We start from the raw sequence: 26620 nt of genomic DNA, 5'->3' as shown, positions 1-26620 counted from the left end.
TTGGCAGTAAAAGCGAAAGACTTTGCAATCTTGATTGGTGTGTTGATGATTGTCATCATGCTGATCATCCCGTTACCGGGGTTTTTATTAGACTTTTTAATCATCGTAAATATTTTAATCGCCATCATGATTCTTCTCGTGGCGATGAATGCCCGGGAAGCACTCGACTTCTCCGTATTCCCTTCTCTCTTATTGATTGTGACGTTGTTTCGTCTCGGATTGAACGTATCGACGACCCGTTCGATTTTATCAAAAGGCTACGGAGGGGAAGTTATCGAGACGTTCGGTGATTTCGTCATCGGCGGAAACGTCCTTGTCGGATTCGTCGTCTTCTTGATTCTCGTCATCATTCAATTCGTTGTCATCACGAAAGGGGCGGAGCGTGTATCGGAAGTATCTGCCCGTTTCACACTCGATGCGATGCCGGGGAAACAGATGGCCATCGATGCCGATTTGAACTCTGGCTTGATTGACGACAAAGAAGCCCAGATGCGTCGCCGTAAAATTCAAAGCGAAGCGGACTTCTATGGATCAATGGACGGGGCATCGAAGTTCGTGAAAGGAGATGCAATCGCCGGGATTATCATCGTGGCAATTAACTTGATCTTCGGGATTATCATCGGTGTCGTTCAAATGGGACTACCAGTGGGTGAAGCGTTCCAGACGTTCTCGCTCATGACAATCGGGGATGGCTTGGTCAGTCAAATCCCGGCACTCTTGATTTCGACCGCGACGGGGATCATCGTGACTCGTGCCGTCTCGGAAGGAAACTTAGGGGAAGACGTGGTCGACCAGCTCGTTCAAAATCCGACGCTCCTTTATATCGCCGGGTCAATCGTCTTCATGCTCGGATTCGTGTCGCCACCCCTTCTTCCGGTGACGATGATCATCGCCGGAACGGCATTCTTCGGCGCCTACACGATGCGTCGAAACATCCGTCAGGCGACGGAAGAGCCGATGATTGAAGAAGAAACATCGACAGCGCCGACAGAATCAGTCGTCTCGCTGTTACAGATCGACTCGATTGAATTTGAATTCGGGTATGGCTTGATTCCCCTTGCAGATGAATCTCAAGGCGGCGACCTGCTAGACCGTGTCGTCATGATTCGCCGTCAGCTCGCACTCGAGCTCGGCTTCATCTTACCGACGGTCCGGATTCGTGACCACTTGCAACTGTCACCGAATGCCTACCGGATCAAAGTGAAAGGAAACGTCGTCGCAGAGGGAGAGTTATTGCTCGACCATTACTTGGCGATGAGCCCAGGAATTGAAGATCCCGAAGTATACGGAATTGAAACGACAGAACCGGCATTCGGTCTTCCTGCCCTTTGGATTGATGAAGAGACACGGACACGTGCAGAAATGAGCGGGTATACCGTCGTCGACCCACCTTCTGTCGTCGCGACCCATTTGACCGAGACGTTGAAGAAACATGCAGCAGATTTACTCGGTCGGGAAGAGACGAAGCAACTCGTCGAACATTTGAAAGAGACCCATCCGGTTCTCGTCGAAGATGTGACACCGTCGGTCCTCTCGATTGGCGAGATTCAGAAAGTGTTACGCCACTTACTCCAAGAAAGTGTCTCCATTCGGAACTTGCCGCTTCTATTTGAAACGATGGCAGACTACGGAAAAGTGACGAAAGATGCGGAAATCTTAGGAGAGTATTGCCGACAAGGGTTGTCCCGTCAATTGACCGATCAAGTCAAACCACCTGAAGGTCCACTTTATGTCGTGACACTCGGCGGACAGACAGAACAGACGGTGCAAGACGCGGTTCAAAAAACGGAGTTCGGGAACTATTTGGCGCTCGACCCAGAGCAAGCTCGAGAGATTATCGAACGCACTGGTGAACAGCTGTCGATGTTTGAACGATATGGGGCATCGGCTGTGATTTTATGTTCCCCAACGATTCGTCTGTTCGTTCGTCAATTGCTCGAACGATATTATCCAGATGTGCCGGTATTGGCTTATAACGAATTACTCAGTTCCGTCGAAGTGAAAAGTATTGGGGTGATTTAACATGCAGATTAAAAAGTTTACGGCGAAGACCATGGCTGATGCGATGGCGAAAGTGAAACAAGAGCTCGGAGACGAGGCGGTCATCCTCAACTCACGACAAGTGAAAACGGGATGGTTCGGTCTCTTTGCATCCAAGCAAGTGGAGGTCATCGCAGCGCTCGAAAAAGAGCAAGTCGTCACAAAACCACGACAACCCGCCCCTGTTCGGACAGCTCCAACACCAACACCATCACAACCTGTCATCACGCAGACACCACCACGTGTGATTGGAGGAGCGGCACCGAGACTACACGCTTCGTTGCAACATGTCGAATCGCTGCTCTCGACAGAATCCTTTGCGGATGAGTCGTGGGAGGAAACGCTGAACGAACTGTACTATACGACAAAATCTGTAGAAGAAGCTGAACGTTTCGTATACGAACAAGTCAAATCGTCGTTCATTGAACCGCCTGAAGCGAAGCGATATGTCATGGTCGTCGGACCGACAGGGGTCGGCAAGACGACCACGCTTGCCAAACTTGCGGCGCACTTCAAGCTGACGGAAGGCAAAACGGTCGGATTGATTACGACCGACACGTACCGAATCGCTGCCATCGAACAGCTGAAGACGTATGCTGAAATCATGAGTATACCTGTCGAAGTGGCATATGATTTTCATGACTTTAAACGTGCCAAACAATTGTTTGCTCGTAAAGACATCGTGCTAATCGACACGGCGGGACGAAATTTCCGCGATCCGGCTTACGTCGAACAGTTTCATGAACATCACGACTTCACTGAAACAAGCCTTTCGCTCGTTTTGAGTTTGACATCCAAAACGAAGGACATGGATATGATCTATTCGCAATTCGAGTCATTGCCTCTTAGCTCACTCATTTTTACGAAGGCGGACGAGACAAGTGATATCCACGCGATGTACCGCATGGTGAAAAAGAGCGGTCTTCCGGTCGCCTGGATGACAGACGGCCAAGAAGTGCCGGACGATCTGATTCGGGGGCATGCGGACGCACTGACGAAACGACTGTTTGAGAAAGAAGGGTGGGCAAGATGGACCAAGCAAGGCGTTTAAGAGCAATCAATGCTGCCCATCCGACGACAATCGCCTTTGCGAGTGGGAAAGGTGGGGTCGGAAAGACGAACGTCTGTGTAAACACGGCCATCGCCCTAGCTGAACTCGGAAAACGAGTGTTGATTGTCGACTTTGACATCGGAATGGCCAATGTGCACATCTTGATGAATGCCATGAAGTCCAGAACGATGATTGAGACCGTCAAAGCTCGTATTCCATTGGCTGCAGCTGTTCAGAAAAATGTATATGGTGTCGATATATTACATGGAGGGAGTGGGCAGGACCAACTCGTCCATCTCTCAGATGATGACATGCAATTTCTCATGCGAGAACTCGAAGTATTGACCGAATATGATTATGTCCTGTTCGATATGGGGGCTGGAGCGACGGACACCTCACTCCAATTCATCGCGGGTTGCGATGAGATGTTCTTGATTTTGACTCCAGAACCTACCTCGCTAATGGACGGTTATGCATATACGAAACTGGTGCACCATCAGTACCCGGACTTACCGCTTGGCGTCATCGTCAACCGAGCCCAGTCCGGTGAGGAAGCCCTTCAATGTTTCGAACGGATGGAAGTCGCATGTAAACAGTTTTTAAATAAGACGATTCGATTCCTCGGCTTTCTACCAGACGACTCATCTGTCAGAAAGGCAGTCATCGCCCAAGTCCCGTTTTATCAATACAACCGAAAGAGTGATATTAGCTGGCGCCTCGAACGAATTTTGACAACACTTACGGGTACGCCTCCGAAACCACGTCACTTGATGGACCGTTTGATGGGGAACTTACGAAAACAGTGGAACCGAGTATAACGACAGGGAGGCAAATGAGATGGACGTGAATGAATACTTAGGGTTGTTTTTAGATGAATCCCAAGAACATATCCAATCGATCAACACACAATTACTTAAATTAGAACAATCGGGTGGGGCGGATGTTGTACAGGAGATCTTCCGGTCGGCACACACGCTAAAAGGGATGTCTTCGACGATGGGGTACGAACGCGTTGCCAACTTGACACATGAGATGGAGAGCGCGCTCGACCTCGTCCGTGGCGGCAAAAAGGAAAGTAACCAACTCTTGTTGGATACGATGTTCATCGCCATGGAACAGATGGAAGACATGATTGCGGACATCGAAAGCGGAGGACAAGGCGCGAACGTGGATGTATCAGAAACGGTCGCCGCATTCCAATCCTTCATCGGTGGGAAAGAAGTCGCAGTCGAAAAAACTTCAGAGACGAGCACGTTTGAGATTGATTTATATACGAACTCGGTCATCGAGCAAGCCAAACAGACAGGCTTTGAGGCGTATCAAATCACAGTCAAACTGTCTGACGCGGTCGTCTTGAAAGCGGCCCGTGCGTATATGGTATTCGATCGCCTTCAAGAACTAGGTGAGGTCGTCAGCACACATCCGGAGACAGAAGAAATCGAACAAGAGCAATTTGACTTGTCGTTCGACGTCTTATTCTTGTCACAAGAGACGGCAGAAGTGATTGAACATGCCATCGCTCAAGTATCGGAAGTGGAGCGTGTCGAAGTCAATGCGTTTACGGAAACAGCGGTCAGTGAGCCAGAAGTTGCTGTGACAGCGGAAACGATTGCGCCTGAACCTGTTGTCCAAGCTACCTCGGACAAGGAAGAAGCGAAAGATACGAAAGAGCAAGTAGCCGCTCAAGCACAAGCAAAAACGATTCGCGTCAACTTAGAACGGATTGATCGTCTAATGAACTTGTTTGAAGAGTTCATCATTGACCGTGGACGCCTTGAGCGCTTGGCGGATGAAGTCGGTCAACCGGAATTGAATGAAACGGTCGAAAAAATCAAGCGGGGCACGAACGAGTTGCAGTCACTCGTCTTGACGCTCCGGATGATGCCGATCGAACAAGTGTTCAACCGCTTCCCACGGATGGTGCGTTCGGTTGCGAAAGAAATCCATAAAAAAGTTCAGTTGGACATTTCAGGTGCGGAAACAGAACTCGATCGCACGGTCATCGATGAAATTGGCGATCCGCTCGTCCACTTGATCCGTAACGCCATCGATCACGGTATCGAACGTCCGGAAGTACGTCTTCAAGCCGGAAAACCGGAACAGGGCATGCTTGCACTCCGTGCATATCACGGCGGAAACCGTGTCTTCATTGAAATCGAGGACGACGGTGCCGGTATCAACGTCGACAAGGTTCGCTCGAAAGCGTTGGAGCGCGGCGTAATCACAGATGAAGAAGCGACGACGATGTCTGAGAACGAATTGGCGATGCTGATCTTTGCTCCAGGCTTCTCGACGGCAGACGTGGTCACTGACTTGTCAGGACGCGGTGTCGGACTGGATGTCGTCAAAAATAAAATCGAGTCACTCGGTGGTGTCGTTTCTTTAGAAACGGTTTCGGGACAGGGCACGAAGTTCCAAGTCAGCTTACCTCTCACTCTCTCTATCATCTCGGCGATGCTTGTTCAAGTGGGAGAGGAATCGTATGCGATTCCATTGACATCAATCCTTGAAACGACATTGCTTGACGAAGCGGACATTTTGACGGCTCACCGTGAGCGAGTTTTCGACTTCCGTGGTCAATTGGTTCCACTCGTCTACTTGAAAGAAATGTTTGGCATCGAATCTGAGACGAAGACGCAATTCCCGGTCGTCGTCGTTCGAAAAGGCAACAAACTCGTCGGCGTCGTCGTCAACGATTTGATTGGTCAACAAGAAATTGTCATGAAACCGCTCGGTACGTATCTGGAAGGGATTCCGGCTATCTCTGGTGCGACCATTCTCGGTGACGGTCGCGTCGCCCTTATCGTAGATAGTAACGATCTCTTTTAAGGAGGAATATTGATGGAACAGAAATGGGTAGTCTTTTCACTTGAAGAAAATACGTATGGGATCGACGTACAGTCGGTCCGTTCAATCGAGCGACTTCAGCCGATCACGCGGGTGCCGAACGCACCGTCACATGTGAAAGGGGTCATCAACCTTCGTGGTGTCGTCACGCCGGTCATCGACCTTCGCTTACGACTTGGGTACGAAGAAATTGAACCGACGGATGAGACACGCATCCTGATCGCCTCGTTGAATCAAGGAGATGCCGGATTTATCGTCGACCGTGCGAATGAGGTCGTGGAAAGCGACGAAGTACGCATTGAACCGATTCCGGAATCAAGCCGCGATATGCTCTCGGCACATTTGACAGCAATCGCAAAAGGAGAAGATAAACTCTTCTCATTACTCGATGCGAACGCGTTGTTTGAGGAACAGTATGCTGAGTGAGTTTGAACAAGACCTGTTAAAGGAACTGGGAAATATAGGGTCTGGACATGCGGCGACTGCTTTGTCCGCCATGCTCTCGAAACCGGTGAACATTACCGTGTCTTCTGCCGAAATGGAACCAATCACTTATTTACCAGAGCGAGTCGGCGGTCCGGAACGACATGTTGCCTCGGTCTTATTGGAATTAGATGGTGACATTCGTGGAATGATCCTCATTTTGTTCGCCGTGGAAGATGCCGAGCAAATGGTTTCGACCTTGATTGGGATGCCGTATTCATTTGATTCTTTTGATGAGCTCGGTCAATCGGCTTGGGAAGAGGTCGGGAATATCATGAGTGGTGCTTATGCACGGGCGCTAGGTGACTGGTTACAGACACCGATCATGATTCAAGTGCCGGCAACGGCCATCGATATGGCGGGTTCGATTGTTGAATTTGTCGTCACGTCCGTCCAACCTGAGGAAGACGCGGCGCTCTACATCGACACGACATTTATGATCGATCAAAAAGTAAGCGCAGGACATGTGTTGTTCCTACCGACACATGGGTCGCTCAAACGGATTCAAGAACGGTTGCTTGGCAATGGCTGATGTATTAAAAATCGGCATTGCCGAATGGAAGCAGACGACCGCACCAAATCGGCTACGTACAGCCGGGCTCGGATCATGTGTGGGTGTCATTTTGTATGACACCCGCCTCCAATTGGCGGCGATGGCACATGTCATGTTGCCGGACTCGACGATTGCTCGTAAGAACCAGACGATTGAAGTAGGAAAATACGCAGATACAGCCATCGATGCACTCGTCCATTCATTGAAGCGAGAAGGGGCAACGCGACTGCAAGCGAAGATGGCAGGCGGCGCTCAGATGTTTCAGTTTAAATATGAGAACGAAGCGATGCGAATCGGTGAGCGAAACGCCGAGGCGATCCGTCAAGCATTAAAAGTCCATCGTATACCGCTCGTGGCAGAAGATTGCGGCGGACATAACGGGCGGACGATCGAATTTGATGTCGCAACATCCGTCTTGTCGATTCGGACGGTGAGCGTGGGTACGAAAGAACTATAAGGGGGGATCGACATGACGACTCATCTTACACAGTTGTGGGATCGCTGGAATATGGACCGTGATATGGATACAGCAAACGAATTACTAGCACATTACGAGTTTCTCATCCACTACCACGTACAACGGATGATCGTGACGCTTCCAAAGAGCGTCGAACGCGACGAATTGAAAAGTTTGGGTTACATGGGATTGTACGATGCCCTTATGAAATATGATCCAGAGCACAACAATAAATTTGATACGTATGCTGCGTTTCGGATACGAGGCGCCATAATCGACGGCTTACGAAAAGTGGACTGGTTACCTCGGTCGGTTCGAGAAAAAGTAAAAAAAATCGATCACGTGGCAGAACAGCTTGAACAGTCGTTACATCGAGCTCCGACGAAGAGCGAATTAGCTTCGGCATGCGACCTGCCGATCTCAGAAATCGAACGAACGATGGCGGAAGGGTACTTTGCTAATATGTTGTCGATTGATGAGGCCGTGACGTTGCAAGAAGAAGGAAAAGTCATGTCTGTCACGTATTTCGATCCGGATTCTGAAAAGCCTGAAGATACGTTATTACAACGCGAATTGATTGACGTCCTGGCTGCTGAGGTTGACCATTTATCTGAAAAAGAGCGACTCGTCGTATCTTTGTTTTACTTTGACGAACTGACGTTGACAGAGATTGGGGAAGTGCTTGAACTGTCCACATCGCGGATATCGCAAATTCATTCCAAAGCGTTGAAGACGTTAAAGCATGCGCTCGGTCGGTCCTATTTAGAAGAAAAGACATCGTAAGGAGATGAACAAGTGTATATTGTATATGTGATCACAGCTTGTTTGGTTGCTTACGGTTTTTTATTCGGCTACCGACAAGTTCAAGCGCTGCAGGAACGAGTCGATCGACTCGAACGAGAGAAGCAAGAGACTGAAACGTTGCTTCTTTCGTTCATGGAGTCGATGAACGACCTCGTCATTCAGGAATCCGCTGAACGTTCGAACGTGGTTCAACGAGAGGAAGCTCCAACACCCGTTGTCAATGCATCTGTCCAAACGGTCGTAGAGGCGACAGAAGAGACGACACCGTCCGCGTCAATCGACGTGGACGATGTCTTGTTGCGACATTCCGTCCGGGACGCCGCCCGTATCCTAGGAAAAGGCGAGGGCGAGCTCGCGCTGTATGCGAAACTTCGTAAAAAGTGAGAGTTGCCGGATTTCGTGACATATGCTATAGTAATTCTCGGTGTTAAACACATCACACACGTCTCGGGATGATATTCCTCGGTGCCGAAAGGTCGGAATACAACAATGAACGAGGCGGAGGACTTTTTTAAACCACAAGGAGGAAATTTATCATGGCAGTAATTTCAATGAAGCAATTGCTTGAAGCTGGTGTACACTTCGGTCACCAAACACGCCGTTGGAACCCAAAAATGGCGAAATACATCTTCACAGAGCGTAACGGGATCTACATCATCGACCTTCAAAAGACGGTCAAAAAAGTAGACGAAGCTTACAACTTTGTTCGTGAACTCGCGGCAGAAGGCGGAAACGTCCTCTTCGTTGGTACGAAAAAACAAGCTCAAGATACAATCAAAGAGGAAGCAATCCGTTCTGGAATGTTCTTCATTAACGAGCGTTGGTTGGGTGGAACACTCACTAACTTCTCAACAATCAAAAAGCGTATTAACCGCTTGAAGCAACTCGAAAAAATGGAAGAAGACGGCACGTTCGAAGTACTTCCTAAGAAAGAAGTCATCATCTTGAAGAAAGAAATGACTCGTCTTGAGAAGTTCCTCGGCGGAATCAAGGACATGCCTGGTGTGCCTGACGCCCTCTTCATCGTTGACCCACGTAAAGAGCGTATCGCAATCGCGGAAGCTCACAAATTGAACATCCCAATCGTTGCGATTGTCGACACAAACTGTGACCCAGACGAAATCGACTACGTAATCCCAGCGAACGACGATGCGATTCGTGCAGTTAAATTGCTCACTTCGAAGATGGCTGATGCAATCATCGAAGCGAAGCAAGGTGAAGAAGAAGTTGCTGAAGAAGCTGTAGCGACAGAAGCTGAAGCTACAGAAGCTGAGTAATCAGTGAGACAATAGGTGATAAAGGGAAAGCCTTTTATCACCTTTTTTTAGGACATGTAATCAAAAAGCCCTGTGCTTTTTCTTAAAATTCGTTAGTTTTACAAGGAGGAATTTCCGATGGCAGTTACAGCAGCAATGGTAAAAGAACTTCGTGAAAAAACAGGAGCAGGAATGCTCGATTGCAAAAAAGCACTCGTTGAAACAGACGGTGACATGCAAGCAGCAATCGACTTCCTTCGCGAAAAAGGAATCGCTAAAGCAGCAGCAAAAGGTGATCGTATCGCCGCTGAAGGTTTGACAGCAGTAGCAGTTGAAGGCAACAAAGCTGTGCTCGTCGAAATCAACTCAGAAACAGACTTCGTTGCGAAGAACGAGAAGTTCCAAACACTCGTGAACAACGTAGCAAAAGCAGTACTCGCATCAGGCGCAACAACTGCAGAAGCGGCACTCGCGGCTGAGTACGAAGCAGGTAAAACACTTGAAACGTACATCCAAGAAGAAGCTTCTACAATCGGAGAGAAAATCTCACTCCGTCGTGTAGCTGTTCTTGAAAAAGCTGACGATGCAGTATTCGGTACGTACCTCCACATGGGTGGTCGCATCGGGTCAGTCGTTGTCATCGACGGCACATCTGACGAGACAGTTGCTAAAGACGTTGCAATGCACGTTGCTGCAGCTAGCCCACTTTACGCGACACGCGATGAAGTATCAGCTGAAGAAATCGACCGCGAGAAGAAAGTCTTGACTGAGCAAGCACTCAACGAAGGCAAGCCTGCTAACATCGTTGAGAAGATGATTGCTGGTCGTATGAACAAGTACTTCGAGGAAATCTGCCTCGTTGACCAAACGTTCGTAAAAGACAGCGACTTCAAAGTTGGTAAGTACGTAGAATCAAAAGGCGGAAAAATCAACTCGTTCGTACGCTTCGAAGTAGGAGAAGGTATGGAGAAACGTGAAGAGAACTTTGCTGAAGAAGTTATGAACCAACTTAAAAAATAATCTGTATCACAATCTGTGATACAACTAAAATTGGGAACACGTCTGTATAACCTTGAGTTAGTTCGTTAAGGGAGCGTGTTCCCTTTTTTCAAGCAAGAGGAGGCAAAGTTATGGAACCGAAATATAAACGAATTGTGTTAAAATTGAGTGGAGAAGCGCTCGCTGGAGATCAAGGTTACGGGATCGACCCTAACATTGTAAACTCAATCTCAAGTCAAATTAAAGAATTGATCGAGATGGGTGTAGAAGTCGCTGTTGTTGTAGGTGCCGGAAACATTTGGCGTGGAAAGACGGGTAGTGAACTCGGGATGGATCGGGCAAACGCAGATTACATGGGTATGCTCGCAACTGTATTGAACTCACTTGCTCTTCAAGATAGCCTTGAAACGTACGGTGTCCAAACGCGCGTCCAAACATCAATTGAAATGCGACAAGTTGCTGAACCATACATTCGTCGTCGCGCAATGCGTCATCTTGAAAAAGGACGCGTCGTCATCTTTGCGGCCGGCACAGGTAACCCATATTTCTCAACGGACACGACAGCTGCCCTCCGTGCGGCTGAAATTGAAGCTGATGTCATTTTAATGGGGAAAAACAATGTGGACGGCGTCTATTCAGCCGATCCGAAATTGGATGCGACGGCAGTGAAGTACGATACGCTGTCTTACCTTGACGTCTTAAAGGATGGACTTCAAGTCATGGACTCGACAGCAACGTCACTTTGTATGGACAACCACATTCCATTGATTGTATTCTCATTGCTTGAAGAAGGTAACATTAAACGTGTCGTTCTCGGGGAACATATCGGGACGGTAGTAGGAGGAGTCAATTCATGAGTGTCAAAGAAGTATTGAAAACAGCTGAAGAAAAAATGGAAAAAGCGCATTCTTCACTTAAACGTGATTTTGGAACGCTTCGCACTGGCCGTGCCAGCGCATCGATTTTGGATCCTGTCCAAGTTGATTACTATGGTGTCCCAACACCACTTAATCAAGTGGCAAACATCAATACACCAGAAGCGCGTCTACTTTTGATTCAACCATGGGATAAGTCGATGGTTTCTGAAGTAGAGAAAGCGATTCAAAAGGCAGACCTCGGCTTGTCTCCATCATCTGACGGTACGGTCATCCGTTTGGCGATTCCTGCATTGACGGAAGAACGTCGTAAAGAATTAGTTAAAGTCACGAAAAAATACGCAGAAGAAGCGAAGGTCGCTGTCCGTAACGTACGTCGTGATGCAAACGAAAACTTGAAGAAACTCGAGAAAGATGGCGAGTTAACAGAAGACGATCTCCGCGGATATGCAGATGACGTTCAAACGTTGACGGATTCGTATATCAAGAAGATTGATGAATCTGCAGCAATTAAAGAAAAAGAAATCATGGAAGTGTAATCACGGAAGTGGTATACCAAAAAGCTGTGTGGGGACCCTTTTTCTGAGAGGGTCCTTCTTTCATACAATCAGGAGGATAACAGAATGTTTAAATGGGTGAATCCTAAAACGAAAATCGAGGCGGAGTTAAGTGTTCCTGAGCACGTAGCCATCATCATGGATGGAAATGGACGCTGGGCCAAAAAACGTGGTCTCCCTCGCATCATGGGTCACCGGGAAGGGATGAAGTCCATCCGGGAAGCGGTACGAACAGCACAAGAACTCGGGATTCGGTCTCTGACGCTTTATGCGTTCTCTACAGAGAATTGGACTCGTCCGGAAGAGGAAGTCTCATTCTTGATGAAACTGCCGAAACAGTTTTTGGAGACCGATTTGAAAGAACTCCATGAACAGAATGTACGGGTGCTCGTTGCGGGAGATACGTCGAAACTCCCACGAGAGACACGCGAAGCCGTTGATGAAGCGAGAGAGCGGACCGTTGCGAACACAGGATTGAACCTTGTCTTCGCACTCAACTACGGGGGACGAGATGAGCTCGTTCAAGCGATGCGGAGCATTGCAGTAGACGTTCAGTCCGGTTCGGTTCGAGCAGACGACATCGATGACCGTATGATTGGTGAACGACTCATGACACACGTTCAAGACGTGGATCTCGTTATTCGGACGAGCGGTGAGCAACGACTCTCTAACTTTTTATTATGGCAAAGCGCGTATGCTGAACTTCATTTCACAGAAGTATTGTGGCCGGAATTTAAGCGTGAGCATTTTGTAGAAGCGATTGAATCATACAACGCGCGCACGCGACGTTTTGGTGGGGTGTAACATGAAGACACGTATTATTACAGGACTATGGGCAGGAGCCATCTTTATCACGGTGATTGCGCTTGGAGGCAATGCCTTTGTTTCATTGATGGGGATTTTGGCACTCATCGGATTGAGTGAATTCACGTTGATGCGACAGCATAAGCTGTTGGCGTTTCCGTTCTTGGTGACAGCGCTCCTCGTGGCGTTCCCATTCCTCTTATTATTGCTCGAGACTCAGGTTGTCACGGATGAACTACCGTTCTCGATTGAACAATGGCTCGTCTTAGGGCTTGTGTTGTTGCTGTTTTGGACAGTGGTCACGAAAAATCGATTCACGTATGAAGATGCCAGTTTTTACTTCGTTTCAGCCGTCTATTTAGTCGTCGGTTTCTCTAGTTTTGCGTTAGTCCGGCTCTCTGAGGACGGTCTATCGAAAGTGCTGCTAATCTTGTTTATGATTTGGGCGACAGACTCGGGAGCGTATTTTACCGGAAAAGCATTCGGGAAAGCCAAGTTATGGCCATCGATTAGTCCGAATAAGACGATTGAAGGGGCGATTGGGGGCATTGTTTCTGCGATTGTACTCGGTATCATCTTCGTCTGGATTGATCCGATCTTGCCGATGATCGAGGTCGTCATTTTAGCGATTGTCGTGGCGGTAGTCGGCCAGCTCGGGGATTTGGTGCAGTCTGCTTATAAGCGCCAGTACGGAGTCAAAGATTCAGGTCATCTGTTACCGGGACATGGTGGCATTTTAGACCGGTTTGATAGTATGATTGCGGTCTTTACCGTCATTTGGGTGTTTAATCTGCTTTAAAAAGGAGTGTCGAGATGAAGCGAATTAGCTTAATTGGGGGGACTGGTTCGATTGGCGTTCAAACTTGTGACGTCATCGAACAGCACCCTGACCTGTTTGAACTTGAGGCGTATGCGTTCGGAACGAACGTCGAGGTCGCCACGGAATGGATCAATCGACTTAGACCAAAATATGTGTCGGCAACGAGTATCGAAGTACTCGAACAGTTGAAGCCGCGTCTTACATATGAACCTCTCTATTTTATTGGACCGGAGGGGCTGAAGGAGTGTGCGACGGCAGAACGGGCTGACATCGTCGTGACGGCAGTCGTTGGAGCAGTTGGACTTGAACCGACGCTTGCGGCGATTCAAGCAGGGAAAGATATTGCACTCGCCAACAAGGAAACACTCGTTACCGCAGGACATCTTGTCAAAGCGGCCGTGAAAGAACATGGGGTCAACCTGTTGCCTGTCGACAGTGAACACTCCGCGATCTATCAATGTTTGAACGGGGAACGAAGAGAAGATGTATCCAAGATTATTCTAACGGCTTCAGGCGGTAGTTTCCGTGATCGTTCACGCGATGAGCTGGCTGATGTGACTGTTGAAGACGCACTGAATCATCCGAACTGGTCAATGGGAGCAAAAATCACCATCGATTCGGCGACGATGTTCAACAAAGGCCTTGAAGTCATCGAGGCACACTGGCTGTTCGATATCGATTATAATGATATTGAAGTCATCTTACATCGTGAATCGATTATTCATTCGATGGTTGAATTTAAAGATGCTGCCGTGATGGCCCAGCTCGGAAACCCGGATATGCGTGGTCCGATCCTTTATGCGCTATCGGGACCGAAGCGGCTTGAAATCGAGGGGAATAAGCGGTTAAACTTGAAGGAAATCGGAAAGCTGCATTTTGAAGAGGCTGATTTCAATCGCTACCCGGCACTCCGGTTAGCGTTCGAAGCAGGAAGAGCCGGTGGTTCCATGCCGACCGTCCTGAATGCAGCCAATGAAGTGGCAGTAGACCTATTCTTGAACGGTCAGATTACGTTTTTAGAGATTGAACGACTCGTCGAAGATGCGATGGCTCGACATGAGGTCATCGCCGAGCCGACGCTCGCGCAAATTCTAGAAGTTGACCGAGCAGTACGTCAACAGATTCAGCAAGGAATTGAAGGTGGGGAATAAATCATGACGACTTTTATCGCCATCGTTTTGATGTTTGGCGTTCTCATTTCGGTACACGAATGGGGACACCTCGTCATGGCGAAACGGGCAGGCATTCTCTGTCACGAGTTTGCAATCGGATTCGGTCCAAAAATTGTTTCATTCCGTAAAAATGAAACGCTCTATACCATTCGTCTTTTACCAATCGGTGGCTACGTCAAAATGGCCGGAGAAGATTTTGAACCGATTGAAGTCCGTGCGGGTCAGCATGTCGGACTCCGGCTCACCGAACAGGGGACGGTCGATCGTGTCTACTTCCAACCGGACACGGCTACAGATGTCCATGTCGTCGGAACCGTCGATAAGTTCGATTCGACACATGAGTTGAAAGTGCAACTTCTCATCGATGAGGAAGTGCGTGTCTATTCATTAGAGCGAGACACACTCCTTGTCGACCAAGGGATGGAAATTCAAATCGCACCGTATGATCGAACATTTGGAGCCCAGTCGGTTTGGAAACGTGTCTTGGCCATCGCAGCCGGTCCGGCGATGAACTTCGTCTTGGCGTTCATCTTGCTCATTATTGTGGGGCTCGTTCAAGGAACCCCGACGAACGATGGTCAAATCGGTACGGTTCAACCGGATTCAGCCGCTGATGAGGCTGGTTTGATGAGCGGGGATGAAATCGTATCGATAGAAGGTGAGCCGATTACCGATTGGCTCGACTTACGATCTGCTTTAGAAGACCGGGCGGACACCCCTACGGAAGTCACGTATGTCCGTGATGGGGAGGAAGCAACTGTCACCCTTACACCACAAGCAGTCGAACAAAACGGAGAGACGGTCGGGATCCTTGGTGTCACGAACGCACTCGAGCGATCACCGGTCAAAGCCGTGACGACGGGAGCGGAAACGACATGGACGATGTCGACGCTCATCTTCTCTGCGGTCGGTGATTTGGTGACAGGACAAGTCGGTGTCGATCAACTAGCAGGTCCGGTCGGGATTGTACGGATGACAGATGAAGTAGCGGCGAGCGGTTTGATCATGCTATTGAACTGGACAGCGCTTCTCTCCGTCAACCTTGCCATCTTCAACTTGCTCCCATTGCCAGCGTTAGACGGAGGACGTTTGATTTTCCTCTTGTTCGAAGCGGTACGCGGACGTCCAATCGATCCGAAAAAAGAAGGATTCGTCCACTTTATCGGATTCGCACTCTTGATGATTTTAATGTTGATTGTCACTTGGAACGACATTCAATCATTCTTTAAATAAGCTGTTTGTAGAGAAGGGAAACGTTGAACTGTATGAAACAATCTAGATTGCTCATGCCTACATTGAGAGAAGTTCCGGCTGACGCGGAAGCGGTCAGCCATCAACTCCTCGTCCGTGGAGGATTCATCCGTCAAAATGCGGCAGGAATTTATTCTTATCTTCCACTCGGACATAAAGTGTTACACAACATCCAAACGATCATCCGTGAAGAGATGAATCGTGCCGGAGCTCAAGAGTTATTGATGCCTGCCATCCAACCGGCAGAACTTTGGGAAGAGACAGGACGATGGGGCATTTACGGTCCTGAGTTGATGCGCTTGACGGACCGTCATGACCGTCGCTTCGCACTCGGTGCGACACACGAAGAATTGATCACATCGATCGTCCGAGACGAGCTCAACTCGTATAAAAAACTACCGATGAACTTGTACCAGATTCAAACGAAGTATCGTGATGAGCGTCGACCACGTTTTGGATTGCTGCGCGGACGCGAATTCTTGATGAAAGACGCCTATTCATTCCACGCGACACAAGAAGACTTAGATGAAGAATATACCAACATGTATAATGCCTACTCACGTATCTTCGACCGTACAGGACTGAAGTATCGTCCGGTCGTCGCAGACTCTGGGGCAATCGGCGGGAAAGACACGCATGAATTCCAAGCGCTTGCGGATATTGGTGAAGATACAATTGTCTACACGGACACGTCGAACTATGCGGCGAACATCGAGATGGCCGAAACGCTCGACCGTTATGAGATGCAACAAGCTGACGTTCGTCCCCTCGAAAAAGTGAACACGGAAGAAAATCGTACGATTGAGGACGTGGCGGCATTCTTGAATGTGGATCCGAAGACGACAATCAAATCTGTCTTGTTTAACGTGGATGGCGAAACTGTCATGGCAATCGTTCGTGGCGACCACGAAGCGAATGAAGTCAAAGTGAAGAACGCACTCGGTGGACTCGACATTCAACTTGAAGAAGAAGCGAAAATCGTTGAGTTGTTCAACTGTGCACCAGGTACACTCGGACCGATTAACGCTCCGGTCAAAGTCGTTGCCGACTATGCGGTCAAGTACTTAGTCGATGCAGTCTGTGGTGCTAACGAGGCGAACACACACTATACGGGTGTAAATGCTGCGCGCGACCTTGCCGAGATGACATACCACGATTTACGTTTCGTTGTCGAAGGCGATTTGGCACCTGATGAGTCCGGTCCGGTTCGTTTTGCTCGTGGGATTGAAGTGGGACAAGTATTTAAACTCGGAACACGATATTCAGAAGCGATGGGTGCGACATTCCTCAACGAAGAGGGTCGTGCCGAACCACTCATCATGGGTTGCTACGGCATCGGAGTGTCACGCACACTTTCAGCCATCGTCGAACAACATCACGACGACCGTGGAATCGTTTGGCCACGTAACGTGGCGCCGTTCGATCTCCATTTGATCGCAATCAATGCAAAAGATGAGACGCAAGTCGAGTTGGCGAACCGTCTTTATGAAGAGCTTGGTCAAACATACGATGTCTTGTTCGACGACCGAAAAGAACGCGCGGGCGTCAAGTTTGCAGATGCAGATTTGATTGGACTTCCGATTCGCGTGAACGTCGGGAAAAAAGCCGGCGAAGGCATCGTTGAAGTGAAAGTACGTGCAACAGGTGAAGTGATTGAAACATCAATCGATGAATTGAAAGAAGTCATCGCTTCAAAATTTAGCGAAGTTCATTAATGGATGAAGGTGACAGCGGAAGCGGTCACCTTCATTTGTCGAATTGGCATAAAGGGGGAAAGACGGACCCGTGGAAGCAAATCAAAAGATGCAATTATTATTAAGTGACCTTGGGATCACGACCGAGACGGACCTGTTTGATCAGGCCGAACTCTCACGGCTCGTCGTCAATAAGAAGCGACGGACGTGGACGTTCTATTTTTCATTTCCAAAAGTATTGCCATACGACGTGCATCAATTGTTCATGAGTCGATTAGAAAGCCGTTATGCGACGTTTGCGGATGAAGTGTACGCTCGGTTCTCGACAACAGCTGGTGGAAGTGAGCAAGACTATATCGACTATTGGCCACGAATCGTCAGCGAGTTGAGCCAAGTATCTGGCGCGATGCGCAGTTATTTCGGCTCCGTTTCGCCACGATTCGAGCAGAACAAACTTATGATTCCGGTGCGTTCCGCACCTGAGGCGAGTTATGTGGACAAAGAGCTCTGTCAAGAAGTACAGGCGCTCTATAGTGCCTATGGGTTCACAAAAAAACCGTGTCAGGCTCAATTTTCGGAAGACGCTGAGGCGAATCAGGCCCTTCGCGAACAGGTCGTTCAAGAAGACATCGAACAAGCGAAAATGGCACTGGCTGCCCAATTCGCCAAGGCAACAGAAACGAACGACGAACCGATTACAGAAATCCGGATGGGTGCGCTCATTAAAGATGAGATTGTCCCAATCAAGACGATTATCGAGGAAGAACGACGTGTCGCGATTCGTGGACTCGTCTTCTCGGCAGAACGGAAAGAATTGAAGAGTGGGAAGAAACTGTTCACGTTCAAGATGACGGATTACACCGACTCATTGATTGTGAAAGTATTTGCCCGCGATGACGATGACGACCGTATGCTCAGTGCCGTCAAAAAAGGCATGTGGATTCAAACAGCTGGGCGGGTCGAAGATGATTCGTTCATGCGTGAACTATGTATGATGGCATCTCAACTTCAAGAAGTGAAGGTCGAACCGCCACGTGACGAATGGGAAGGCGAGAAGCGTGTCGAACTTCACGCGCACACACAGATGAGCCAAATGGACGCTGTCACAAACGTCTCGGCTCTCGTCGCCCGTGCTGCGAAATGGGGACACCGTGCCATTGCCATCACCGACCATGCCGGAGTCCAGGCGTTCCCAGAAGCGTATTATGCCGGGAAGAAGAACGATATCAAAGTGTTATACGGAGTCGAGGCGAACGTCGTCAACGATGGTGTCCCTGTCGCCTATCATGCGACCGATGTGGCATTGGACGATGCGACATACGTCGTCTTCGACGTCGAGACGACGGGACTTTCTGCCGTCTACAATAAAATCATCGAACTCGCTGGGGTGAAAATCAAGGACGGGGAAATCATTGACCGGTTTGAAGCGTTCGCCGACCCGAAACATGCCTTGTCAGCGACCACGATTGAATTGACAGGGATCACGGATGACATGGTCCAAGGTCAACCGGACCCGGAAGTGATCACGAAACAGTTCGTCGATTGGTGTGGCGACAGCATTCTCGTCGCCCATAACGCGTCATTCGATATGGGCTTCCTCGAGGCGACTCTCCGTAGCGGAGGACATGTTCCAGATGATTATCCGGTCATCGATACGCTCGAACTTGCTCGAACGTTGATGCCGACGTTGAAGAATCACCGACTCAACACACTCGCGAAGCGATTCGATATCGAACTGACACAACATCACCGTGCCATTTATGATGCGGAAGCAACAGCATATTTGCTCATGAAGCTACTCGATCTCGCTAAGCAGATGTTCGAAATGACGACACATCGCTCGTTGAACGCGAAAGTCGGCAGTGACGTATCGAAGATTCGTCCGTTCCATGCGACCATCTACGCGAAAAATAAAAAGCCAGGACTTCGTCATTTATATGAGCTCATCTCCTTATCTCACATCGATTACTTGTATCGGATGGCACGCATGCCACGTTCCGAGCTCGTGAAGCGACGGGAAGGACTGTTGATTGGTTCGGCCTGTGATAACGGGGAGATTTTTGACGCCGCCTTGAACAAGTCGGATGATGAACTCGAGAAGATGATGTCGTTTTACGACTTTATCGAGATTCACCCGCCGGCACTCTACCACCATTTAATTGATAAAGAGATTGTGGCGAATGAGTTAGAACTCCGCGAAATCATTAAGCGCATCATTCGTGTCGCCGAGAAGGCCGAGTTACCGGTTTGTGCGACAGGGAATGTGCACTATCTAGATCGGTCCGACCGGTCTTATCGCGAAATTTTGATTCGTACCCAAGGTGGGGCGAACTTTATCAATACGCGTAAAGAATTACCTCATGCGCACTTTCGGACGACGAAGGAAATGATGGAAGAGTTCAAGTTTTTAGGTGACGATTTAGCGCGTGAAATCGTCATCACGAATCCGAATGCGATTGCCGACCAGATTGAGTCGATTCAAATCATCCCGGATGATTTGTATACGCCGAAAATTGAAGGTGCGGATGATGAAGTTCGGAATATGAGCTATGACATGGCTCGCTCCATCTACGGGGACGAGCTGCCTGAGATCGTGGAGGCGCGTCTTGAGAAAGAGCTCAAGTCGATTATCGGCCACGGGTTCGCCGTCATTTATTTGATTTCGCATAAACTCGTTAAAAAATCACTCGATGATGGGTATCTGGTCGGGTCGCGTGGGTCGGTCGGTTCAAGTCTCGTCGCAACGATGACGGAGATCACCGAAGTCAACCCGCTACCACCTCACTACGTCTGTCCGAACTGTCAGCACTCACATTTCTTCAACGACGGGTCGGTCGGGTCGGGATATGACTTACCGGACAAGGAGTGTCCGGAGTGCGGCACGTGGTACAAAAAAGACGGTCATGACATTCCGTTCGAGACGTTCCTCGGTTTCAAAGGGGACAAAGTACCGGATATCGACTTGAACTTCTCAGGTGAATATCAACCGCATGCCCACGCCTATACAAAAGTGCTGTTCGGAGAAGAGTATGTGTATCGTGCCGGAACAATCGGAACGATTGCCGACAAGACGGCTTATGGATACGTGAAAGGCTATGCGACCGAGAACGATAAGATTTACCGGAACGCCGAGGTCGACCGTCTCGTGTCCGGGGTCACTGGGGTGAAACGGACGACGGGGCAACACCCAGGGGGGATCATCGTCGTACCGGACTACATGGACATCGCGGACATTTCTCCGATCCAGTATCCGGCGGATGACAATTCATCTGAGTGGAAGACGACTCACTTTGACTTCCACTCCATCCATGACAACTTATTGAAACTCGATATTCTCGGGCATGATGACCCGACCGTCATCCGGATGTTACAGGACTTGTCTGGTATCGATCCGAAGACGATTCCGACGGATGATCCGACTGTCATGAAGATTTTTTCTTCACCAGAAGTGCTTGGGGTGACACCGGAACAGATTGAATCGAAAACCGGGACGCTCGGGATTCCAGAATTCGGGACGAAGTTCGTCCGTCAGATGCTTGAAGAGACAAAACCGTCAACGTTCTCGGAACTCGTTCAAATCTCTGGTCTATCTCACGGAACAGACGTCTGGCTCGGGAACGCGAACGAATTGATTTATAACGGGACGTGCGAACTGAAAGATGTCATCGGTTGTCGAGATGACATCATGGTCTATCTGATTTATGCTGGCCTCGAACCATCATTCGCCTTTAAAATCATGGAGTCCGTCCGGAAAGGGAAAGGACTCACGGAAGAGATGGAGTCGGAGATGCGGGAGAATGACGTGCCGGAATGGTATATCTCGTCTTGTAAGAAAATCAAGTATATGTTCCCGAAAGCGCACGCGACTGCCTATGTCTTGATGGCGGTCCGGATTGCATACTTCAAAGTGCATCATCCGATTCTGTACTACGCGACGTACTTTACCGTTCGGGCGGGAGATTTTGACTTGTCCGCAATGATTAAAGGTCCTCAGGCCGTACGGAAGGCGATGTCGGATATCCGAGAAAAAGGTTTCGATGCGACGGCGAAGGATAAAGGACTGCACACGGTCCTCGAACTGGCGCTCGAAATGCTCGAGCGGGGTATGAAGTTCCAAAACATCGACTTGTATCGGTCGAGCGCGACAGAGTTCTTGATTGAAGACAATACGCTGATTCCACCGTTCAATGCGGTCGACGGCCTTGGAACGAATGCGGCGAAAGCAATCGTCGAAGCGAGAGAAGAAGGTCAGTTCCTTTCGAAAGAAGATTTGCGGAAACGTGCGAAACTTTCGAAAACGGTCATCGAGACACTCGATACGATGAAATGTCTCGAAGGTCTGCCTGATGAGAACCAACTCTCATTCTTTGATTTTGGGGTGTAAGTTGCGATTTATCGGGAAAATATGATATATTGGTATCGAACAAAGTTGGATACTACGACGGAAAGGAGTAGGGAACCCTACTCCTTTCTTGTATGTAAAAGCCAGAAGGAGGGATGAGAGTGTCCAAAATAACAGAAGTCGTTGAATCGATTGCGTTGCCGATCGTAGAACGGGAAAACATGGAATTGGTCGATGTGGAATTCGTTAAGGAAGGTCCAGACTGGTTCTTGCGCGTCTATATCGATAAGCCGGGGGGCGTCGATTTGGACGATTGCGTCAATATCAATGAACAGCTCTCGGAAAAACTAAACGAAACCGATCCGATTGAACAGGCTTATTATCTTGATGTCTCGAGTCCTGGTGCGGAGCGTCCGCTGAAAAAGCCGAGCGATTTTGAACGTGCGGTAGGCAAAAATGTCTACATGAAAACGTTCGCTCCGATCGATGGTGCCAAAGAGTTTGAAGGAATTTTGACGGCATATGATGGGGAAACGGTCGTGATCGAGACACGCATCAAGACAAGAAAAAAAGCGGTATCGCTACCGGTAGACAAAATTGCACAAGCCCGCTTAGCGGTCACGTTTAGTTAAGGAGAGGGAAGAAGATGGGTCCACAATTACTCACTACAATCGACCAGATTGCCAAAGAAAAAGGAATCGACAAAAATATCATTATCGATGCACTCGAACAAGCGCTCATTTCTGCGTATCGTCGCAACGTGGCGAACCCGAACGAGCACGTGAAAGTCGAGTTTGATCAGGTGACGGGGGATATCCGTGTCTATGCACTTTTAGAAGTCGTAGAGCGCCTCACGCAACCGGACCAACAGCTCTCACTCGAAGAAGCACATGAAATCGATCCGAACTATGAGCTCGGTGATTTCCATAAAGAAGAAGTCACTCCGAGTGATTTCGGACGCGTCGCGGCGATGACAGCTAAACAAGTCGTCACACAGAAGATGCGTGAAGCGGAGCGCGAGCGCATCTACAACCACTTCGCTGACAAAGAAGACGAAATCATGACAGGAATCGTGGAGCGTTTCGACCCACGCAACCTGTATATCGGTCTCGAGAACAACATCGAAGCCGTATTGACACCGAATGAACAGATGCCGAACGAGTCATACCAAATCCATGACCGCATCAAAGTATACGTAACAAAAGTAGATTCAACGACAAAAGGTTCAGGTGCTGCGATTCAAGTTTCGCGTACGCATCCGGGACTTTTGCGCCGTTTGTTCGAACTCGAAGTTCCTGAGATTTCAAACGGGACAGTCGACGTGATGTCAGTATCGCGTGAAGCGGGTGACCGTTCGAAAATCGCTGTACACTCGGATATCGTCGACCCGGTCGGCGCATGTGTCGGACCGAAAGGACAACGTGTTCAAACGATCGTCGACGAATTGAACGGCGAGAAAATTGATATCGTCCGCTGGTCTGAAGACCCGAAAGAGTTCGTTCGTAACGCACTCAGCCCGGCTCAGGTCGTTGCGGTATATGTCAACGAGCCAGCAAAATCGACGACAGTCGTCGTACCGGACTATCAATTGTCACTCGCAATCGGGAAACGTGGTCAAAACGCCCGTCTCGCTGCGAAATTGACAGGATGGAAAATCGACATCAAGAGTGAAACGGATGCCGAAGCACTTGATTTGTTCGATACGTTCGCTGAAAAAGTTGAATCAGAACCAGAAATTGTTCAAAATGAAGTAGAACAAGACTTATCAGATGCTACAGTTGAAACGACTGCGGTGAAAGAAGAGGAATGACCATGAAGCAAAAGAAACTTCCTTTGCGTAAGTGTGTGGTCACACAGGAAATGCTCCCGAAAAAAGAATTGATTCGTGTCGTTCGGACGCCTGAAGGTGACGTGGTCATCGATCAGACGGGTAAAGTGAACGGTCGTGGTGCTTACTTATCAAAAGATATCGAAGTCGTTCGTCAAGCAGAGAAAAAACGGACGCTCGACCATCACTTGAAAGTAAAGACGAGCGACGACTTGTATGAACAGTTAAAAGCTGTCGCAGGTGGCGAATCATGAGCCAGTGGGAATCATTGTTAGGCCTTGCTGCTCGAGCGAGGAAAGTAACGATGGGAGAAGAGTTTGTATTAAAGGATGTACGAGCAGGTCGTGCCAAGCTCGTCATTCTAGCCGGAGATGCAGGTGCCTCGACAAAAAAACGAGTCACTGACAAATGTGCGTCTTATCAAGTGCCATTGATTGAAGTGAGCGATCGCTACACAATCGGTGCCGCACTCGGTAAAGACATGCGTGTCGTCGTATCGGTGACAGAATCCGGATTTGCGAACAAGCTTAAGCAACTTCTCTCTTAACTATTAACGGAGGTGGATGCTTTGGGAAAACGCGTCTATGAATTTGCAAAAGAACAGAATGTAACGAGTAAACAAGTCATTACTCAATTAGAAAAATTGAACAAACCGGTGAAAAACCATATGGCCGTCCTCGATGAGGAAACGGTAAAACAATTGGACCGTGTGTTCAATCCTGAAAAGTATCGTGCTGAAAAACAAGCGGAAGCGAAAGCGACGTCAACATCGAATGAGCCGAAGCAAGAGAAAAAAGAAGCACAAGCGCCACGTCCACAAGCGGGACAACAAAACCGTGGCGGTCAAAACAATCGCGGTGGACAAAATCGTAACGATAACCGAAACAACGACCCACGCAATAAAAAACGTGGAAAAGGGAAAGGCAAAGGCAAGCCGGTAAAAGCAGCTGTGCCACAAGAAGCCGATCCAAACTCGAAGACGAGTCAGCGTAAAGCGGCACGTCTCGCGCAAGAGGCGGAGATGGGCAACGTCATCAAGTATGACGATGTACTGAGCGTATCTGACCTTGCTTCTAAAATGAACAAAAAGCCAAACGAAATCATCATGAAGTTGATGGGTCTCGGTGTCATGGCAACCATCAACCAGACGCTTGATGATGAAACGGTTGAATTACTCGCTGCAGAATTCGGCTTTGAGGTTGAAAAAGAAGTTGTTGTCGATGAGACGGACTTTGAAACAGTTGAGATCGACTTCTCACAATATGACCTCGAAGAACGTCCAGCTGTCGTTACCATCATGGGTCACGTCGACCACGGGAAAACGACACTTCTCGACTCGATTCGTAACACGAAAGTCGTCGCAGGAGAAGCAGGTGGAATCACGCAGCACATCGGTGCTTATCAAGTCGAAGTCAACGATAAGAAAATCACATTCCTCGATACACCAGGTCACGCGGCCTTCACGACGATGCGTGCCCGCGGTGCGGAAGTGACAGATATCGCGATCATCGTCGTTGCGGCTGACGATGGCGTCATGCCACAAACAGAGGAAGCGATCTCGCACGCCAAGGCGGCGAACGTTCCAATCATCGTGGCAGTCAACAAGATGGACAAAGAAGGGGCAAACCCTGACCGTGTCAAACAAGAGTTGACAGAGTTCGGTCTCATCCCTGAAGAGTGGGGCGGCGAAACGATTTTCGTTCCGATTTCTGCCATTAAAGGCGAAGGGATCGATGAATTGCTCGAGATGATCCTTCTCGTATCTGAAGTCGAAGAATACAAATCGACACCAGACATGCCAGCTCGTGGTTCAGTCATCGAGGCGAAACTCGACAAAGGACGTGGACCGGTTGCGACACTTCTCGTTCAACACGGTACACTTCGTATCGGAGACTCAATCGTCGTCGGTAGCACGTTCGGTCGTGTCCGTGCGATGGTCAACGATATCGGTCGCCGTGTGAAACAAGTCGGACCATCTACACCGATTGAGATCACTGGTTTGAACGACGTTCCACAAGCCGGTGACCAGTTCATCGTCTTCGAAGATGAGAAGAAAGCACGTGCAATCGGGGAAAAACGTTACCAACGTTACCTCGAGTCACAGCGTCGTGAGTCGGCGAAAGTAAGTCTTGATGACTTGTTCAGCCGCATTCAAGAAGGTGAAGTGAAAGACTTGAACGTCATCATCAAAGCAGACGTTCAAGGGTCAGCTGAAGCATTGGCTGGTTCACTCCGCAAGATTGATGTCGAAGGCGTCAAAGTCAACATCGTTCACCAAGGTGTCGGTGCGATCACGGAAGGTGACGTCATCCTCGCGTCAGCTGCGAATGCCGTCATCATCGGTTTCAACGTCCGTCCTGACGGAAACGCACGTTCAATGGCGGAACAAGAGAACGTTGAAATGCGTCTCCACCGCATCATCTACAACGCAATCGAAGAAATCGAGAGCGCGATGAAAGGGATGCTTGACCCAGAGTTCGTGGAAGAAATCACAGGTCAAGTCGAAGTCCGTGACGTCTTCAAAGTATCGAAAGTCGGTGCGATTGCAGGTTGTTATGTGACAGAAGGTAAAATCACACGTGACGCCGGTGTCCGTGTCATTCGTAACGGGATCGTGATTTACGAAGGTAAACTCGATACGCTTCGTCGTTTCAAAGATGACGTGAAAGAAGTGGCGACTGGTTATGAGTGTGGAATCAAAGTAGAAAAATTTGATGACATCAAAGTAGACGATGTCATTGAAGCGTTCGTCATGAAAGAAGTCGAACGTAAATAATGTGAGGAGGG

At 48.9% G+C, this 26620-nt stretch carries 24 protein-coding genes; all 24 read left to right on the top strand.

Features of this window, described 5'->3' with window-relative positions; genetic code table 11:
- The 24 genes from flhA (at position 1) to infB (ending at position 26609) form a co-directional block, all read left to right on the top strand.
- The gene (gene flhA / locus KD909_RS08805) at positions 1 to 2022 is read left to right on the top strand and encodes a flagellar biosynthesis protein FlhA (protein ID WP_371744368.1); all 2022 of its coding nucleotides are present in this window, start codon (positions 1 to 3) and stop codon (positions 2020 to 2022) included.
- 1 nt (position 2023) lies between these two features.
- Positions 2024 to 3091, top strand: coding sequence for a flagellar biosynthesis protein FlhF (locus KD909_RS08800; RefSeq protein ID WP_211781350.1), 1068 nt, complete (start codon positions 2024 to 2026; stop codon positions 3089 to 3091).
- Positions 3070 to 3909, top strand: coding sequence for a MinD/ParA family protein (locus tag KD909_RS08795; RefSeq protein WP_074037232.1), 840 nt, complete (start codon positions 3070 to 3072; stop codon positions 3907 to 3909). The genes KD909_RS08800 and KD909_RS08795 overlap by 22 nt, the downstream gene beginning before the upstream one ends.
- A gap of 19 nt (positions 3910 to 3928) precedes the next feature.
- Positions 3929 to 5920 carry a chemotaxis protein CheA gene (locus KD909_RS08790; RefSeq protein WP_211781349.1) on the top strand — a complete coding sequence of 664 codons (1992 nt, stop codon included), beginning with the start codon at positions 3929 to 3931 and terminating at the stop codon, positions 5918 to 5920.
- 12 nt (positions 5921 to 5932) lie between these two features.
- Positions 5933 to 6364, top strand: a complete 432-nt coding sequence (locus KD909_RS08785; protein WP_015881410.1) for a chemotaxis protein CheW — start codon at positions 5933 to 5935, stop codon at positions 6362 to 6364.
- On the top strand, positions 6354 to 6953 hold the full coding sequence (locus KD909_RS08780) for a chemotaxis protein CheC (RefSeq protein ID WP_015881411.1): 600 nt from the start codon (positions 6354 to 6356) through the stop codon (positions 6951 to 6953). The genes KD909_RS08785 and KD909_RS08780 overlap by 11 nt, the downstream gene beginning before the upstream one ends.
- Positions 6946 to 7431, top strand: coding sequence for a chemotaxis protein CheD (locus KD909_RS08775; protein WP_015881412.1), 486 nt, complete (start codon positions 6946 to 6948; stop codon positions 7429 to 7431). Before KD909_RS08780 ends, KD909_RS08775 begins: the two co-directional genes overlap by 8 nt.
- 12 nt (positions 7432 to 7443) lie before the next feature.
- Entirely contained in the window at positions 7444 to 8214 is a 771-nt protein-coding gene (locus tag KD909_RS08770; protein ID WP_015881413.1) for a FliA/WhiG family RNA polymerase sigma factor, read from the top strand.
- 12 nt (positions 8215 to 8226) lie between these two features.
- On the top strand, positions 8227 to 8619 hold the full coding sequence (locus KD909_RS08765; RefSeq protein ID WP_211781348.1) for a hypothetical protein: 393 nt from the start codon (positions 8227 to 8229) through the stop codon (positions 8617 to 8619).
- Between the two features lie 152 nt (positions 8620 to 8771).
- Entirely contained in the window at positions 8772 to 9512 is a 741-nt protein-coding gene (rpsB, locus tag KD909_RS08760) for a 30S ribosomal protein S2 (RefSeq protein WP_015881415.1), read from the top strand.
- A 117-nt stretch (positions 9513 to 9629) separates the two neighbouring features.
- Complete coding sequence (gene tsf, locus KD909_RS08755) at positions 9630 to 10511, top strand: translation elongation factor Ts (protein ID WP_031421696.1); 882 nt, start codon at positions 9630 to 9632, stop codon at positions 10509 to 10511.
- A gap of 110 nt (positions 10512 to 10621) precedes the next feature.
- The gene (gene pyrH, locus KD909_RS08750; protein WP_015881417.1) at positions 10622 to 11347 is read left to right on the top strand and encodes a UMP kinase; all 726 of its coding nucleotides are present in this window, start codon (positions 10622 to 10624) and stop codon (positions 11345 to 11347) included.
- Positions 11344 to 11904 carry a ribosome recycling factor gene (gene frr / locus KD909_RS08745; RefSeq protein WP_031421698.1) on the top strand — a complete coding sequence of 187 codons (561 nt, stop codon included), beginning with the start codon at positions 11344 to 11346 and terminating at the stop codon, positions 11902 to 11904. Before pyrH ends, frr begins: the two co-directional genes overlap by 4 nt.
- 84 nt (positions 11905 to 11988) lie before the next feature.
- On the top strand, positions 11989 to 12726 hold the full coding sequence (locus KD909_RS08740) for an undecaprenyl pyrophosphate synthase (protein WP_015881419.1): 738 nt from the start codon (positions 11989 to 11991) through the stop codon (positions 12724 to 12726).
- Position 12727: 1 nt separating this feature from the next.
- Complete coding sequence (locus KD909_RS08735; protein WP_015881420.1) at positions 12728 to 13525, top strand: phosphatidate cytidylyltransferase; 798 nt, start codon at positions 12728 to 12730, stop codon at positions 13523 to 13525.
- 14 nt (positions 13526 to 13539) lie between these two features.
- Positions 13540 to 14697, top strand: coding sequence for a 1-deoxy-D-xylulose-5-phosphate reductoisomerase (gene dxr, locus KD909_RS08730; protein ID WP_015881421.1), 1158 nt, complete (start codon positions 13540 to 13542; stop codon positions 14695 to 14697).
- A gap of 3 nt (positions 14698 to 14700) precedes the next feature.
- Complete coding sequence (gene rseP, locus KD909_RS08725; RefSeq protein WP_015881422.1) at positions 14701 to 15951, top strand: RIP metalloprotease RseP; 1251 nt, start codon at positions 14701 to 14703, stop codon at positions 15949 to 15951.
- 32 nt (positions 15952 to 15983) lie between these two features.
- Positions 15984 to 17684: a proline--tRNA ligase gene (locus KD909_RS08720; protein WP_211782885.1), complete on the top strand. Its 1701-nt coding sequence runs from the start codon at positions 15984 to 15986 to the stop codon at positions 17682 to 17684.
- A 70-nt stretch (positions 17685 to 17754) separates the two neighbouring features.
- Positions 17755 to 22047, top strand: a complete 4293-nt coding sequence (locus KD909_RS08715) for a PolC-type DNA polymerase III (protein WP_035387800.1) — start codon at positions 17755 to 17757, stop codon at positions 22045 to 22047.
- Positions 22048 to 22166: 119 nt separating this feature from the next.
- The gene (rimP, locus tag KD909_RS08710; RefSeq protein ID WP_015881425.1) at positions 22167 to 22637 is read left to right on the top strand and encodes a ribosome maturation factor RimP; all 471 of its coding nucleotides are present in this window, start codon (positions 22167 to 22169) and stop codon (positions 22635 to 22637) included.
- 14 nt (positions 22638 to 22651) lie between these two features.
- Positions 22652 to 23815, top strand: a complete 1164-nt coding sequence (gene nusA, locus KD909_RS08705) for a transcription termination factor NusA (protein ID WP_074037219.1) — start codon at positions 22652 to 22654, stop codon at positions 23813 to 23815.
- Entirely contained in the window at positions 23812 to 24087 is a 276-nt protein-coding gene (rnpM, locus tag KD909_RS08700) for an RNase P modulator RnpM (RefSeq protein ID WP_193343251.1), read from the top strand. The genes nusA and rnpM overlap by 4 nt, the downstream gene beginning before the upstream one ends.
- Positions 24084 to 24380, top strand: coding sequence for a YlxQ family RNA-binding protein (locus KD909_RS08695; RefSeq protein WP_015881428.1), 297 nt, complete (start codon positions 24084 to 24086; stop codon positions 24378 to 24380). The genes rnpM and KD909_RS08695 overlap by 4 nt, the downstream gene beginning before the upstream one ends.
- Before the next feature lie 21 nt (positions 24381 to 24401).
- On the top strand, positions 24402 to 26609 hold the full coding sequence (infB, locus tag KD909_RS08690; RefSeq protein WP_211781347.1) for a translation initiation factor IF-2: 2208 nt from the start codon (positions 24402 to 24404) through the stop codon (positions 26607 to 26609).
- Positions 26610 to 26620 lie beyond the last annotated feature (11 nt).

The sequence above is a fragment of the Exiguobacterium sp. PFWT01 genome, from assembly GCF_018255795.1.
Lineage (GTDB): Bacteria > Bacillota > Bacilli > Exiguobacteriales > Exiguobacteriaceae > Exiguobacterium.
The sequence above is the reverse complement of the archived record's forward strand: the minus strand, read 5'-3'. Positions and strand labels throughout refer to the sequence as shown.

Bases quoted from the DNA above. Each gene is read 5' to 3' on its own strand.
- KD909_RS08780 (WP_015881411.1), top strand. From the start codon at position 6,354: ATGCTGAGTGAGTTTGAACAAGACCTGTTAAAGGAACTGGGAAATATA.
- rnpM (WP_193343251.1), top strand. From the start codon at position 23,812: ATGACCATGAAGCAAAAGAAACTTCCTTTGCGTAAGTGTGTGGTCACA.
- KD909_RS08775 (WP_015881412.1), top strand. From the start codon at position 6,946: ATGGCTGATGTATTAAAAATCGGCATTGCCGAATGGAAGCAGACGACC.
- KD909_RS08740 (WP_015881419.1), top strand. From the start codon at position 11,989: ATGTTTAAATGGGTGAATCCTAAAACGAAAATCGAGGCGGAGTTAAGT.
- rpsB (WP_015881415.1), top strand. From the start codon at position 8,772: ATGGCAGTAATTTCAATGAAGCAATTGCTTGAAGCTGGTGTACACTTC.
- dxr (WP_015881421.1), top strand. From the start codon at position 13,540: ATGAAGCGAATTAGCTTAATTGGGGGGACTGGTTCGATTGGCGTTCAA.
- tsf (WP_031421696.1), top strand. From the start codon at position 9,630: ATGGCAGTTACAGCAGCAATGGTAAAAGAACTTCGTGAAAAAACAGGA.
- KD909_RS08800 (WP_211781350.1), top strand. From the start codon at position 2,024: ATGCAGATTAAAAAGTTTACGGCGAAGACCATGGCTGATGCGATGGCG.
- KD909_RS08735 (WP_015881420.1), top strand. From the start codon at position 12,728: ATGAAGACACGTATTATTACAGGACTATGGGCAGGAGCCATCTTTATC.
- pyrH (WP_015881417.1), top strand. From the start codon at position 10,622: ATGGAACCGAAATATAAACGAATTGTGTTAAAATTGAGTGGAGAAGCG.
- KD909_RS08695 (WP_015881428.1), top strand. From the start codon at position 24,084: ATGAGCCAGTGGGAATCATTGTTAGGCCTTGCTGCTCGAGCGAGGAAA.
- nusA (WP_074037219.1), top strand. From the start codon at position 22,652: ATGGGTCCACAATTACTCACTACAATCGACCAGATTGCCAAAGAAAAA.
- KD909_RS08720 (WP_211782885.1), top strand. From the start codon at position 15,984: ATGAAACAATCTAGATTGCTCATGCCTACATTGAGAGAAGTTCCGGCT.
- KD909_RS08770 (WP_015881413.1), top strand. From the start codon at position 7,444: ATGACGACTCATCTTACACAGTTGTGGGATCGCTGGAATATGGACCGT.
- KD909_RS08795 (WP_074037232.1), top strand. From the start codon at position 3,070: ATGGACCAAGCAAGGCGTTTAAGAGCAATCAATGCTGCCCATCCGACG.
- rseP (WP_015881422.1), top strand. From the start codon at position 14,701: ATGACGACTTTTATCGCCATCGTTTTGATGTTTGGCGTTCTCATTTCG.
- KD909_RS08785 (WP_015881410.1), top strand. From the start codon at position 5,933: ATGGAACAGAAATGGGTAGTCTTTTCACTTGAAGAAAATACGTATGGG.
- KD909_RS08790 (WP_211781349.1), top strand. From the start codon at position 3,929: ATGGACGTGAATGAATACTTAGGGTTGTTTTTAGATGAATCCCAAGAA.
- frr (WP_031421698.1), top strand. From the start codon at position 11,344: ATGAGTGTCAAAGAAGTATTGAAAACAGCTGAAGAAAAAATGGAAAAA.